Raw genomic sequence first — 14163 nt, 5'->3', positions numbered from 1 at the left:
AGCGGGTGCGTCAGGGACGCAGCGCCGGCTCGCGCTCCACGTCACGCACGTCCAGCTTGGCGTCGAACTTCGCCAGCGGCTTGGCCGCGGACGGGTTCGACTGGACGGCCGTCGACGCGACGCCCGCCCACTGCAGGATGCGGGCCGTGGCGAGGGCCTTCTCGTCGGCGACGAGACCGGCGACGTTCGCGCCGTGGTTCAGGCCCGGTGCCGTGAAGACGTACGCGTCACGCGCACCGGCGCCGAGGCGGAAGCGCTCCGCGCCCCACGGGTCGTTCTGGCCGTAGACGAAGAGCATGTGGTGCGCGTGGTGGCGGACCCAGGTGTCCACGTCACGCATCGCCCACGGCTGGAACTTCATCGGGATGGAGCGCGGCACGAAGTTCCGCGGCGGCTGGTAGCCGTACTTGATGTACTTCTTCTCGATGTACGGGAAGTGGATCGTGGGGGCGCCGAGTTGGGTGCCCGCCTGGTAGTAGTACGGCGTGTACGTCTCCAGGCCCTGGTCGGCGTAGGCCGAGAAGCCGGAGATGCTGTCCACCGAGTCCCAGATCGCGTCGTCCGTCGCATGAGCGGCGTCCGCCGGGATCGAGTCGCAGTCCCTCAGCAGGCTGTACTGCCAAAAGCCCCACACGTAGTCGAGCACGACCGCCTCGTAAGCGCGGTCGAGGCCGCCGATGGTCGTGAACGTGTAGCCGTTGTCGGCCGCGTACTGCTCGTACTTCTTCTCCAGCGGCTCCCGGCGCACCAGTGCCTCACGCTGCACGGCGTTCAGCTTGTCGCGGCACTCCTTGGTACCGACGCCCGCGAAGAAGCGGTCGTAGGCCGAATCCTCGTCGTTCACCACGTCGTTGGGGGCGACGTATGCGACGACACCGTCCATGTCCCGCGGGTAGAAGCGCTCGTAGTACGTGGCGGTCATGCCACCCTTGGAGCCGCCCGTGGAGATCCACTTCTGGGTGTAGATCGGCTTGAGGGCCTCGAAGATACGGTGCTGGTCGCTGGCCGCCTGCCAGATGTCGAGCTTGGACCAGTCGGCCGGGGCGGGCCGGGACGGAGTGAAGAAGCGGTACTCCATGGAGACCTGGTTGCCGTCCACGATCTGGGTCGGTTCGCGGCGGCTGGGGTTCGTGGAGACGTTGTAGCCGCCGGTGTAGAAGACCGTCGGGCGCGCGGTGTCCTTGTGCAGCACGGTGATCCGCTGCTGGAACGTGCCCTTGGACGGGTTCCGGTGGTCGATCGGCTGGGTGTAGTTGAGGACGAAGAAACGGTAGCCGGTGTACGGCTTCTCCTGGATCAGGCTCATGCCCGGTATCGCGAGGAGCCGGTCCTTGATGTCCATGTCGGCGGAAGCCCCGCTACCCGTGGCCTCCGGCTGGGCGGCGGTGGCCGCCCCGGCCGTGCTCAGCGTGCCTATGAGCACCGTGAGCGCCAGCAGCCATCTGAGCGCCTTGCGCATGCACCCTCCCCTGGGAATACGCAGATGTCCGCCGGAACCTAGCGGAGCAACTGCCGTGACACCAGAGGAGGTTGGCCAATCCTGTGAATGTGTCCTGATCCGGCCCGAGGGCTCAGCAGAGAATCCAGCCCGAGCTCACCGAGCCCGAGCCGACCGAACCCTTGATCCAGACGCAGCGGTGGCCGGCGTGCACGGTCACCGGGCCCGCGTGATGCGCGAAGAGCCCCGAGTCGACCACCGGCCGGCTGCCGCGCGCCTGCACGCTGACCGACATCGACTTGCGGGCCCCCTGGTGCTTGGGGAAGGTCACCACGCAGACGTAACCGCCGCTCTTGAAGACCTGCACGTACCCGGTCGAGAAGGGCAGCGTGCGGACCTTGCGTCCCGAGCAGTAGGAGGTTGCCGCCTGCGCGCTGCCGGGGCTCGCGAGCGCGAACAGCCCGGACGCGGTCAACACGGCCACGCCGAGCGCCAACCGTCGGCGTATCGCACCACTGTCCACTGTCGTCCCTCCCGCAGCAATCAGCGTACTGGTGTACGGACGCACGACGTACGTCGGATGGTTGCGTTCATTCGGGACTGACCCAGGAGAGTTTTTTCCGTGTTTGGGGCAACCGTGCCCGTTTACCCGGTGTCCAACTGGTCAAAAGCGAAAGGCGGTAGTCCATGTCCGGCACGAAGCCCGCACGCACGAAGCTCTCCCGCAAGCCCTCCCGTACGACCGTCCGCGTACTCGTCGCGGCGGCCCTCCTCACCGCGGCCGGCGCCTCCGTACCGGCGGTCGCCAGCTCCACCAGCCCGCCCCCTGCCCGCAGCGGCGCCAACGGCCCCGTCTACGACCGGGTGGCCGACTTCTACGGCGCCTACATCGACGCGGTGACCGACTCGGGATCCGGTCACCTCGACTCCCAGCTGCGCACGTTCTATCTGACCTCGGACCTCCGGTCGCGCCTGGCCAAGTGGGAGAACCGCCAGCACGCCGACGGTGTGCTGCGCGCCCAGGACGTGCCGCGCGCCTGGAAGGTGACGGCCGGCGACAGCGGGATGGGCCACACATGGTCGACGGTCCGTCTGACCTGGGGCTCCGCCCAGCATCCGACCTACACGTATCTGACCGTGCAGTCGGATCTGGCGACGAAGAAGATCTCCGACATCAAGGCGAAGTCCTGACGTCGGTCGGGCGGTGGAACGGCGGACCTCAGGCGGTGGAACTCACCGGCTCCTCCGGCTCCGGCGCCCCGACGAACGTCCGCCACAACTCGGCGTACTGACCGTTGAGTCGGAGCAGCTCGTCGTGGGTGCCGTCCTCCGCCACCCGGCCGTGGTCCATGACCACGACCCGGTCCGCGCGGGCCGCCGTGGTCAGGCGGTGGGCGACGATCAAGGTGGTGCGCGCGTGAGCGCTCGTTGAGGGGTGGTGGTCGGGCGACGGGAGGGCCGTACGGCGCCCCGCCAGGCGGTCGGTGGCCTGGTTGACCAGGGCCTCCGTCGCCAGGTCCAGCGCTGCGGTGGCCTCGTCGAGCAGCAGCACGTCCGGGTCGACCAGCTCGGCGCGGGCCAGGGCGATCAGCTGGCGCTGGCCCGCGGAGAGGTTGCGGCCGCGCTCGGCGACCTCATGGAGGTAGCCGCCGTCGAGCGTGGCGATCATGTCGTGCGCGCCGACCGCGCGGGCCGCGGCCTCCACCTCCGCGTCGGTGGCGTCGGGGCGGCCGTAGGCGATGGCGTCACGGACCGTGCCCTGGAAGAGGTACGCCTCCTGGGGGACGACCCCGAGCCGGTGGCGGTACGAGGTCAGCTCCAGCGACCGCAGATCCGTACCGTCGACCGTCACCCGCCCGCCCGTCGGGTCGTAGAACCGGGCGACCAGCTTCACGAGCGTCGACTTGCCCGCGCCGGTCTCTCCGACGAAGGCGACGGTCTGTCCGGCGGGGATGTGCAACGCCACACCGCTGAGGGCTTCTTCTGCGTCGCCGTACGCGAAGTCGACGTCCTCGAAGGCGATTTCGCCCCGCAGGGACAGGACGTCGAGCGGCTCGTCGGCGGCCTTCGTCGAGGTCGGCTCCTGGAGCAGCTCCTGGATGCGGCCGAGCGAGACGGTGGCCTGCTGGTAGCCGTCGAAGACCTGCGAGAGCTGCTGCACGGGCGCGAAGAACAGGTCGATGTAGAGGAGGTACGCCACGAGTGCGCCGGTGGTCAGTGTGCCGGCGTCCACCCGGTGGGCGCCCACGATCAGCACGGCCGCCGCGGCCACCGACGACAGCAGCTGCACGAACGGGAAGTAGACGGATATCAGCCACTGCCCGCGAATCCGCGCCTGGCGGTAGCTGTCGCTGCCCTCCGCGAACCGCCGCCCGCCCGAGCGCTCGCGCCGGAACGCCTGCAGGATCAGCAGACCGGACACCGATTCCTGGAGGTCGGCGTTGACCGCCGACACGCGCTCGCGGGCGAGCTCGTACGCCTTCACGCTCGCCCGGCGGAAGAAGAACGTGCCGATGATCAGCGGCGGCAGCGTGACGAAGACGACCAGTGCCAGCTGTACGTCGATCACCAGCAGCGCGAACATGATGCCGAAGAAGGTGACGACGGAGACGAAGGCGGTGACCAGACCCGTCTGCAGGAAGGTCGACAGCGCATCGACGTCGGTCGTCATCCGGGTCATGATCCGACCCGTCAACTCCCGCTCGTAGTAGTCGAGTCCGAGGCGCTGCAGCTGCGCGAAGATCTTCAGACGGAGCGAGTACAGGACCCGCTCGCCCGTCCGTCCCGTCATCCGCGTCTCGCCGATCTGCGCCGCCCACTGGACGAGCACGGTGATCAGCCCGAGCGCGGCCGCGACCCACACCGCGCCGAGCGCCATCCGGGTGACGCCCTGGTCGATGCCGTGCCGGATCAGCACGGGCAGCAGCAGGCTCATGCCCGCGTCGACGGCGACGAGGCCCAGGCTCACCAGGAGAGGAAGCCCGAAGCCGCGCAGCAGCCGCCGCAGTCCGTACGACTCCTCCGACGTGACCGCGCGCGCCTCGTCGATACCGGGGGTGTCGGTGGCCGGCGGCAGCGCCTCGACCAGGGCGAGGAGTTCGGGGGTGGCGGGCATCCCGGCGAGCGCGTTGTCCTTGGGCTCGCGTTCGCCGGTCCACAGGTGCGGTGTGACTCCGCGCTCGGCGTCGAACTCGGCGTCCAGTTCGTCCCGTACGGAGGTGTCCTCCTGCGGTGCCACCGGCTGAGGGTGTCCCGGGGAGACCCCGCCCAGCTCGTCCGGGTCGGTGAGCAGCCGCCGGTACAGCGGGGACCGCTGCTGGAGCTCTTCGTGGGTGCCGATGGCGGCGAGACGGCCACCGTCGAGCACGGCGATGCGGTCGGCGAGGTTGAGCGTGGAGCGGCGGTGCGCGATCAGGAGGGTGGTGCGGCCCTCCATGACCCCCTTGAGGGCCTCGTGGATCTCGTGCTCGACGCGGGCGTCCACGGCGGAGGTGGCGTCGTCGAGGACGAGCAGCCGCGGGTCGGTGAGGATCGCGCGGGCGAGTGCGACGCGCTGCCGCTGGCCGCCGGAGAGGGTGAGGCCGTGCTCGCCGACCTTGGTGTCGTAGCCGTCGGGCAGCTCGGCGATGAACCGGTCGGCCTGGGCGGCGCGGGCCGCCGCCTCGATCTCCTCCTGGGTCGCCTCCGGGCGGCCGTAGGCGATGTTGGCACGCACGGTGTCGGAGAAGAGGAAGGAGTCCTCGGGGACGAGCCCGATCGCGGCGCGCAGCGACTCCTGCGTCAGCTCGCGCACATCGTGGCCGCCGACGAGGACGGCGCCGTGCGTGACGTCGTAGAAGCGCGGGAGGAGGAGGGAGACCGTGGACTTCCCGGAGCCGGAGGAGCCGACGACGGCGAGGGTCTCGCCCGGCCGGATCTCGAACGACAGCCCGTCCAGTACCGGCCGCCCCTCCTCGTATCCGAACGACACGTCGTCGAACTCGACGGTCGCGGGCGCGTCGGCGGGCAGGGTCTTCGTCCCGTCCTGGATCGACGGCTCGGTGTCGATGAGTTCGAGCACCCGCTCGGCACCGGCGCGGGCCTGCTGTCCGACGGTGAGGACGACGGCGAGCATGCGGACCGGCCCGACGAGCTGGGCGAGATACGCGGAGAACGCCACGAACGTGCCGAGCGTGATCTGCCCGCGCACGGCCAGCCAGCCGCCCAGCGCGAGCATCGCGACCTGGCCGAGGGCGGGGACGGCCTGGAGGGCCGGGGTGTACTTGGCGTTGAGCCGGATGGTCCGCAGCCGCCCCGCGAAGAGCCGCCGCCCGACCTCCCTGAGCTTCCCGGTCTCCTGCTCCTCCTGCCCGAAGCCCTTCACCACGCGTACGCCGCTGACGGCGCCGTCGACGACTCCCGCGACCGCGGCGGCCTGCGCCTGCGCGTACCAGGTGGCGGGGTGCAGTTTGGAGCGGCTGCGCTTGGCGATGAACCAGAGGGCGGGGGCGACGGCGAGCGCCACCAGGGTGAGCGGCAGGGACAGCCAGGCCATGATCCCGAGGGAGATCAGGAACAGCAGGATGTTGCCGATGGTCATCGGCAACATGAAGAGGAGGCCCTGGATCAGCTGGAGGTCACTCGTCGCCCGTCCGACGACCTGCCCGGTCGACAGCTCGTCCTGGCGTCTGCCGTCGAGCCGGGTGATCGTCTCGTACATCTCCGTACGGAGATCGTGCTGGACGTCGAGTGCGAGGCGGCCGCCGTAGTAGCGGCGGATGTAGGTGAAGACGTAGACGAGGACGGCGGCGCCTATCAGCGCGCCGGCCCAGGGGGCCATGCCCCTGGTGTGGTTCCCGACCACGTCGTCGATGATCACCTTGGTGACCAGCGGGACCAGCGCCATGACGGCCATGCCGCCCAGCGAGGAGCCGAGCGCGAGGACGACGTCCTTCGGGTACCGCCACGCGTACCCGGCCAGGCGCCGTGCCCAGCCGGCACCCTTGTCCCGCCCAGCCCGGCCCCGCACTTCCGCCTGCTGCGCTGCCACGCCGATGCCTCCCGTAGATCTCACTCCGCCGGAACACACCAACACCGAATGAAGCGGATTTCATCCCTCCGCAATGATCGTCGCCCACGGCAGCCGGACCCGCAGGGAGGAGAAGCGGGTGATCTGCACCGGTTTCTGGATGTCGTCGCTGACCAGGAGCAGGTTCGGACGGCCGTGGGGGCGGCCGGTGACCGCGAGGCCCTCGATGTCGTCGAGGAGCGGATGGGGATCGGGCTGCGGCTGCTTGACGTGGGCGCCCCGTGAAGGACAGTTCACGAGGTCGCCGAGGAGGGTCTTGCGTGCGAGGCGTACACCGCCCTGACCGGTGAGGGCGTCGACGCCGCTGCCCCGCTCGAGCGACAGTCGAGAGCCTGGGGGACGGAGTGGCGGCGGACAGACAGGTGGCCGCCGCCACTGCGGCGGTGACGGTCGCGAGTACGGTTCTCGGGCGCCTGGCCGTCACGGCGGGTTGATGCCGTCGGGGTGGACTCCCCGTGAGGCGTCAGCCGCCGGACGGCACCGCCGGGAACGCCTCCTGCGGGGTGGCCGTCGGGGTGTACCGCTGGACGGTGGCGCTGCTCGTGGTCGTCGTCGGCACCAGGTCCTTGTGGATGACCTTGGCCACGTTCTGGATGGTGGTGACGCCGTAGCTCATGGTGCTGTTGCCGTGAGTGAGCACCGTGATCATGTAGTCGTGACCGGCCCCGTTGAAGGTGCCGACGCTGTGCACGCGCCAGCCGTGCGTGGAGCGCTGCAGCCAGCCGTTCTTGACGTGCACGGACACGGACGAGGGCGCCCCGGCCGGCGTACCCCAGCGCTGGGAGGAGATGACCTGGCCCATCAGCTTGAGGATGTACGCACGGGAGTTGTCGCTCAGCACGGTGTTCTTGGCCGTGATGAGCTTGAGCAGTTTCTGCTCGTCGGTCACGGTGATCTGGGTCAGGCCCCAGTAGCCGTTCGCGCCCGGCACAGTCTGGGTCATGCCGGCCGCGGCGATGAAGCCCTTGATCTTCGTCATGCCGAGCTGCTTCCACAGGGCGGTGGTCGCGTTGTTGTCCGACTGGGTGATCATGGCCTTGGTGAGGGAGACCTCACGGTCGGTCAGGTATCGGTTGTGCTTCTTCGCGTCCCACAGCAGCGTGGCGAGGACCGTGACCTTCACGACGCTGGCGGAGTCGTAGGCCGAACTCGCGCGCAGGCTGCACGTCGTCTTGGTGGTGCGGTCGTAGAGCCCGACCGCGACGGTGCCGCTGCGGTTCGCGAGCGCCGCGGTGATGTCTTTCTGCAGCTTGGCGGCCAGGCCCGCCTGGGCCGACGTACAGCTGACGGTCGGTGTCGTGGCAGCGGCGGCGGGCGCCGCGGCCGCCACGAACGGCACGATCACTCCGGCCCCGAGGCTCGCTGCGAGCACACGGGTAGCCCGGGACGTCCGGTGAGTCATGGAGGCTTCCCATCCCCTTGAACCGATACGAATGCGCCACGGGCGCACTCGCATCCCTTGACTCATGGGGGTGGCCGAAAGTTGTACGTGCGTTCCCGGGGCGGAGGTTCGGACCGCTGGAACCTGCCGGCCATCGGGGCGGGCGCTCTCCTACCCGCATTTCATCGACGCACAGCTCACCCCCAGGCAGGGCACAGCCCGCGCCCATCGGGCGTATGCATGGTGCACTGGTGACATCTGCCACCGACCCACTGTCCCCGGCCCCCGGCCGCTCCATGGCCCCCGACGTACCGGCCGCCGCGCCGCCCCAGGGGCCGTCCCCCACACCCGCCGCGCCCCGCTGGTCGCTCCCTGCGCTGATCGCGATCATGGTGCTGGCCGGAATCCTGTACTCCTGGAACCTCTCCTCCTCCGGCCTGAACAGCTTCTACAGCGCGGCCGTGCTCAGCGGTACGCAGAGCTGGAAGGCGTGGTTCTTCGGCTCGCTCGACGCGGGCAACTTCCTGACCGTCGACAAGCCGCCTCTCGCACTCATGGTCATGGGCCTGTCGTGCCGGGTCTTCGGCTTCGGCACCTGGCAGATGATGCTGCCGATGATCGTGGCCGCGCTCGGCACGATCTGGATCCTGCACTCCTCGGTGAAGCGGGTGTTCGGGCACGCCGCCGCCACGATCGCCGCGCTCGTGCTCGCGCTCACCCCGATCACCGTCGCCATCAACCGCGACAACAACCCCGACACCCTGCTCCTCCTCCTGATGGTGTCGGGCGCGGCCCTCGGACTGCGCGCGACCCGTGACGGCAAGCTGCTGCCGCTGCTCGGCTCGGCGGTCTGCTTCGGGCTCGCCTTCAACACGAAGATGCTCCAGGGATACATCGCGCTGCCCGCCGTCTTCGCGGTCTGTCTGTACGCGTCGGACCTCGGCTGGGCGAAGCGGATCCGGAACCTGCTGCTGGCCGCCGTGGCCCTGGCCGTGTCCAGCTTCTGGTGGGCGACGGCCGTCTCGCTGGTGCCCGCCGACGACCGTCCCTACATCGGTGGTTCGACGGACGGCACCGCCTGGAACCTGATCTTCGGCTACAACGGCCTGGGCCGCGTCCTCGGCGGTGAGGGCAACGGCGGTGGCGGAGGAGGTGGAGGCGGCGGCTTCTCCGGTTCCGCGGGCCTCGGCCGGCTGTTCAACGACATCCTGGGCGGCCAGATCTCCTGGCTGATCCCCTTCGCAGGCATCGCCCTCGCCGGCGGCCTGGTGCTGTGCGGGCGCGCTCCGCGCATCGACCCGACCCGTGCGGCGCTGGTGCTGTGGGGCGGCTGGCTGCTGCTGCACTACCTGACGTTCGCCACAGCCGAGGGCACCATGCACCCGTACTACACGACCGCGGTCGCCCCCGGCATCGCGGCCCTGTGCGGTGGCGGCGGCGTCATGCTGTTCCGTGCCTTGCGCGGCGGCGACGTCCGCTGGTCCTGGGTGCTGCCCGCCGGGCTCGCGGTCACCGGTATCTGGGCGGTCGTGCTGTTGCGCCGGGCCACCGACTGGAACACCTGGCTGTGGCCGGCCATCGCGGTGGTCATGGCGCCGGCCGTCGTCGGCCTGTTCGTCTTCCGCTCCGGCAACCGCGTACGGCTGCTGGCCGCGTCCCTGGCGGCGGCGATCGTCGCGGCTCTCGCGGGCCCGGCGGCCTACTCGTTCGCCGTTCCGGCCAGTGCGGGCGGCGCGGGCGGTGGCATGGGCGGTGGCATGGGCGGCACCAATCCGACCGCCGGCCCGTCGACCGGCGGAGGCGGCTTCGGCGGCGGACGGGGCGGTCCCGGCGGCAACGCGGGCGGTCCGGGCGGCGGCGAGATGCCCGGCGGCACCCAGCAGGGCGGCCAGGCGGCCGGTCAGGAGGGCGGCCAGATGACGCCCGGCGGCGGTGGAACCGGCGAACTGCCCGGCGGCGCCCCGCAGGGCGGCGAGAACGGCGGCTTCCCCGGCGGCACGGGCGGCCAGAACGGCGAGTTCCCGGGCGGCGGCACGGGCGGCCAGAACGGTACGCCCCCAGGTGGCATGGGCGGCACGGACAACACGGGCGGTCAGCGCGGCGGCTTCGGCGGCGGTGGCGGCATGGGCGGCGAGACCAGCAGCGAGCTGATCTCGTACCTGGAGAAGCATCAGGACGGCGCCAAGTGGCTGCTCGCGGTGTCCAACTCGGGGACCGCAGGGCAGCTGATCCTGAGCACCCACAAGCCCGTCATCTCCATGTACGGCTTCACCGGCACCGACAAGGGCATGACGGTCGCCAAACTCAAGGAGCTGGTGAAGAAGGGCGAGCTGCACTACATCCAGGTCGGCGGCTCGGGCATGGGCGGCGGCATGGGCGGCAACAACAGCGTCAGTTCCGCGGTCACCGCCTGGGTGCAGAAGAACGCCACGGCCGTGAAGGGGAGCGCGTACAGCAAGACCGCGTCGTCCGAGTCGAGTTCGACCACGAACTCGGAGTCGGAGTCGGAGTCGAAGTCGGAAACCAGCCAGACGACGTCGACGTCGACGCTCTACCGCCTGGATCCGTCCGACGTGAACTGACTCCCCCGCACGCCGAAGGGCCTCTGACCGTTTCGCCTCCGGTCAGGGGCCTTTTGGCCTGTCACATCGCGTACACAACAAGGGACTTGCCGGTTTCCGTCACGCAACCGACACGCTCCGTTCATTCCCTGAAACGCATGTCCATGCCACGCTCCGGTTGCCCGCTCAATCAACCCGCGTAGAACGGACGCCCCCACATGCCCGCCACGCACATACGCCGCTGGAAGACGCTGGCGCTGACCACCTCAGCCGTCCTGGTAGGCCTCACCCTGCCGGCGATGACCGCGACTCCCGCGAGTGCCACGACGACCGCGTACGACAGCACGTACTACAAGAACGCGGTCGGCAAGACCGGCACGAGCCTCAAGTCCTCACTGCACACGATCATCAGCAGCCAGAGCAAGATCTCGTACGCCGCGGTCTGGGACGCCCTCAAGGTCACCGACCAGGACCCGAACAACAGCAACAACGTGATCCTGCTGTACAGCGGCACCTCGCGCGCCAAGTCCCTCAACGGCGGTGACACCGGCGACTGGAACCGCGAGCACGTGTGGGCCAAGTCCCACGGCGACTTCGGCGAGGTGACCGGTCCCGGAACGGACCTGCACCACCTGCGTCCCGCGGACGTCCAGGTCAACAGCATCCGTGGCAACAAGGACTTCGACAACGGCGGCAGCGCGGTCAGCGGCGGGGGCGGCAGCCTCACCGACTCCGACTCCTTCGAGCCGCGCGACGCGGACAAGGGCGACGTGGCCCGCATGATCCTCTACATGGCGGTCCGCTACGACGGCGGCGACGGCTTCGCCGACCTCGAGCCCAACGAGAAGGTGAACAACGGAAGCAACCCGTACATCGGCAAGCTCTCCGTACTCAAGCAGTGGAACGACGAGGACCCGCCGAGCGCGTTCGAGGAGAAGCGCAACCAGGTCATCTACGACACCTACCAGCACAACCGCAACCCGTTCATCGACCACCCGGAGTGGGTGGACGCGATCTGGTAGCCCGCCACCACCGGCGGCCGGGCGTCAGCCCAGGTGTGTCGCCGCGAACATCCGCAGGACCGCCGGGAGCAGCACCACGGACGGGCCGGGGCTCGCCAGCGCCTTCGCCAGGTCCTCCTCCAGCGTCTCGGGGGTCGTGCGGACCCCCGGGACGCCGAACGACTCCGCGAGGGCGACGTAGTCCGGGCGGGCCAGCTCCGTCGCCGTCGCCTGGCCGAAGGTGTCCGTCATGTACTCGCGCAGGATGCCGTAGCCGCCGTCGTCGACGATCAGCCAGGTGACGTTCAGGTCGTACTGCTTCGCCGTCGCCAGCTCGGCGATCGAGTACAGCGCGCCGCCGTCGCCGGAGACCGCGAGGACCGGGCGGCCGGGGTCGGCGGCGGCCGCCCCCAGCGCGGCCGGGAAGCCGTAGCCGAGGCCGCCCGCGCCCTGGGCGGAGTGCATGGTGTTCGCCGCGCGCGCGTCGAAGGCGGACCACGCCCAGTACGCCAGGATCGTCATGTCCCAGAAGGACGGCGAGTCGTCCGGGAGGGCCCGGCGCACCGACGCCAACACGTCCTGCTCCAGGATGAGTTCCTGGGAGGCGATGCGCTCGGCGACGTTCGCCAGCACCGCGGCCACGCGGTCCGCCGCCGTCGGGTCGGTGCGCTCCTCGACCGTCTCCAGCAGCGCCGACAGCGCGAGGCGCGCGTCCGCGTGGATACCCAGCGCGGGGTGGTTGGACTCCAGCTTGCCGAGGTCGGCCTCGATCTGGACGACCCGGCCGCGGGGCTTGAACGTGTGGTAGTTCGAGGAGAGTTCGCCGAGGCCCGAACCCACCACCAGGAGGACGTCGGCGTCCTCCAGGAAGTCCGTGGTGTGGCGGTCCTCCAGCCAGGACTGGAGGGAGAGCGGGTGGTTCCAGGGGAAGGCACCCTTGCCGCCGAAGGTGGTGACGACGGGGGCGTTCAGCTTCTCGGCGAGCTGACGGAGCTTTCCGGACGCGTCCGCGCGGACGACACCGCCGCCCGCGATGATCGCGGGACGAGCGGCACGTGACAGCAAGTCAGCGGCCAACGCGGTCAGTTCGGGACGCGGAACGACGTCCTCCGGGGTCGCGTCCATCGCCGTCACCATCGGCAGGTGGGTCTCGGCGAGGAGGACGTCCTGCGGGATCTCCACCCACACCGGGCCGTGCGGAGCGGTCAGCGCCGACTCCCAGGCGGCCGCGATCGCCGACGGGATCTGCGACTGCGTACGGGCGGTGTGAACCGACTTCACCACGCCCCTGAACGACGCCTGCTGGTCGGGGAGTTCGTGCAGATAGCCGTGGCGGCCGCCGCCGAGCCCCGCGGTGGGGATCTGACTGCTGATCGCGAGGACGGGCGCGGAGGCCGCCGCCGCTTCCTGCAGCGCGGCCAGCGAGGTCAGCGCCCCGGGGCCGGTGGAGAGCAGCAGCGGGGCGGCCTCACCGGTGATCCGGCCGTACGCGTCCGCCGCGAACCCGGCGTTGTTCTCGACGCGCAGGCCGATGTACCGCAGCGAGGACCGGCGCAGTGCGTCGAACATGCCCAGCGCGTGCTGCCCGGGCAGGCCGAACACGGTCGTCGCGCCGAGACCGGTGAGGGTCTCCACGACCAGGTCTCCGCCGTTGCGGCCGGTGGGAGGGTTCAGCGCGGCCTCCGTCTGCGCCGCCGTCGGACGGAGTACCAGGTCGTGGTCGTGGGTCACTTCGAGCGAGCCTCAGCAATCTGACGGGACATGATCGTGGTCAGTTCGTACGCCGTGTGGGACGCGGCCACGGCGGTGATCTCCGCGTGGTCGTACGCGGGCGCCACCTCGACGACATCGGCCGAGACCAGGTTGCAGGAGGCCAGCCCGCGCAGGATCTCCAGGAGTTCGCGGGAGGTCATGCCGCCCGCCTCGGGCGTGCCGGTGCCGGGCGCGTGCGCCGGGTCGAGGCAGTCGATGTCGATGGAGATGTACAGCGGACGGTCGCCGATGCGCTGGCGCAGCTGGTCGGCGACCTCGTCGGCGCCGCGGCGGTAGATGTCCGCCGAGGTGACGATGCCGAAGCCCATCTTCTCGTCGTCGGTGAGGTCCTGCTTGCCGTACAGCGGGCCGCGGGTGCCGACGTGCGAGAGGGCCGAGGTGTCGAGGATGCCCTCCTCGACGGCACGGCGGAACGGGGTGCCGTGCGTGTACTCGGCGCCGAAGTAGGTGTCCCAGGTGTCGAGGTGCGCGTCGAAGTGGAGCAGCGCGACCGGGCCGTGCTTCTTGGCGACGGAGCGCAGGAGCGGAAGGGCGATGGTGTGGTCGCCGCCGAGGGTCATCAGGCGGGCACCCGTGCCGAGCAGCTCGTCGGCCGCCGCCTCCACCGTCTCCACGGCCTCGTTGATGTTGAACGGGTTCGCCGCTATGTCACCGGCGTCCGCCACCTGCGCGAGGGCGAAGGGGGAGGCGTCCTGCGCCGGGTTGTAGGGGCGCAGCAGCCGGGACGCCTCGCGGATCGCGTTGCCGCCGAAGCGGGCGCCCGGCCGGTACGAGACGCCGGAGTCGAACGGCACACCGACCACGGCGACGTCGGCGGTGCCGACCTCGTCCAGACGCGGCAGCCGGGCGAAGGTCGCGGGGCCCGCGTACCGCGGGATGCGGGACGAGTCGACGGGCCCGCGGGGCGTCTCGTTGCTGCTCATAGTGAATTGCCTTCCTTC

10 protein-coding genes are annotated in these 14163 nt (G+C 70.3%); 3 read left to right on the top strand and 7 right to left on the bottom strand.

Features of this window, described 5'->3' with window-relative positions:
* Positions 1-10 precede the first annotated feature (10 nt).
* Entirely contained in the window at positions 11-1459 is a 1449-nt protein-coding gene (locus IEY95_RS06540) for a S28 family serine protease (RefSeq protein WP_189184912.1), read from the bottom strand.
* A 112-nt stretch (positions 1460-1571) separates the two neighbouring features.
* Positions 1572-1961 carry a hypothetical protein gene (locus IEY95_RS06535; protein ID WP_189184911.1) on the bottom strand — a complete coding sequence of 130 codons (390 nt, stop codon included), beginning with the start codon at positions 1959-1961 and terminating at the stop codon, positions 1572-1574.
* Positions 1962-2125: 164 nt separating this feature from the next.
* On the opposite strand from IEY95_RS06535, the gene IEY95_RS06530 reads away from it, so the two are divergent.
* Positions 2126-2629, top strand: coding sequence for a hypothetical protein (locus IEY95_RS06530; protein ID WP_189184910.1), 504 nt, complete (start codon positions 2126-2128; stop codon positions 2627-2629).
* A 28-nt stretch (positions 2630-2657) separates the two neighbouring features.
* Here IEY95_RS06530 and IEY95_RS06525 read toward each other — a convergent pair whose 3' ends face one another.
* The 3 genes from IEY95_RS06525 to IEY95_RS06515 all read right to left on the bottom strand — a co-directional run bounded on the left by IEY95_RS06525 (position 2658) and on the right by IEY95_RS06515 (position 7908).
* Positions 2658-6467 carry an ABC transporter ATP-binding protein gene (locus IEY95_RS06525; protein WP_229702624.1) on the bottom strand — a complete coding sequence of 1270 codons (3810 nt, stop codon included), beginning with the start codon at positions 6465-6467 and terminating at the stop codon, positions 2658-2660.
* Positions 6468-6527: 60 nt separating this feature from the next.
* Positions 6528-6743, bottom strand: coding sequence for a hypothetical protein (locus tag IEY95_RS06520; RefSeq protein ID WP_189184909.1), 216 nt, complete (start codon positions 6741-6743; stop codon positions 6528-6530).
* A gap of 226 nt (positions 6744-6969) precedes the next feature.
* Positions 6970-7908 (bottom strand): serine hydrolase, encoded by a 939-nt coding sequence (locus IEY95_RS06515; protein WP_189184908.1) that lies wholly within the window; start codon positions 7906-7908, stop codon positions 6970-6972.
* 230 nt (positions 7909-8138) lie between these two features.
* Between IEY95_RS06515 and IEY95_RS06510 the strand changes: the two genes are divergently transcribed.
* Both IEY95_RS06510 and IEY95_RS06505 read left to right on the top strand, forming a co-directional pair.
* On the top strand, positions 8139-10469 hold the full coding sequence (locus tag IEY95_RS06510; protein ID WP_189184907.1) for an ArnT family glycosyltransferase: 2331 nt from the start codon (positions 8139-8141) through the stop codon (positions 10467-10469).
* 197 nt (positions 10470-10666) lie between these two features.
* Complete coding sequence (locus IEY95_RS06505; protein ID WP_189184906.1) at positions 10667-11470, top strand: endonuclease I family protein; 804 nt, start codon at positions 10667-10669, stop codon at positions 11468-11470.
* A gap of 24 nt (positions 11471-11494) precedes the next feature.
* On the opposite strand, the gene IEY95_RS06500 is transcribed toward IEY95_RS06505, so the two are convergent.
* Positions 11495-13180, bottom strand: coding sequence for a thiamine pyrophosphate-binding protein (locus IEY95_RS06500; RefSeq protein ID WP_189184905.1), 1686 nt, complete (start codon positions 13178-13180; stop codon positions 11495-11497).
* On the bottom strand, positions 13177-14145 hold the full coding sequence (gene speB, locus IEY95_RS06495; RefSeq protein ID WP_189184904.1) for an agmatinase: 969 nt from the start codon (positions 14143-14145) through the stop codon (positions 13177-13179). The genes IEY95_RS06500 and speB overlap by 4 nt, the downstream gene beginning before the upstream one ends.
* Between the last annotated feature and the right edge of the window lie 18 nt (positions 14146-14163).

The sequence above is a fragment of the Streptomyces albiflavescens genome (genome assembly GCF_014645835.1).
Taxonomy (GTDB): domain Bacteria; phylum Actinomycetota; class Actinomycetes; order Streptomycetales; family Streptomycetaceae; genus Streptomyces; species Streptomyces albiflavescens.
Note: the sequence above shows the minus strand (reverse complement) of the source record. Positions and strands in the feature narration are given on the sequence as shown.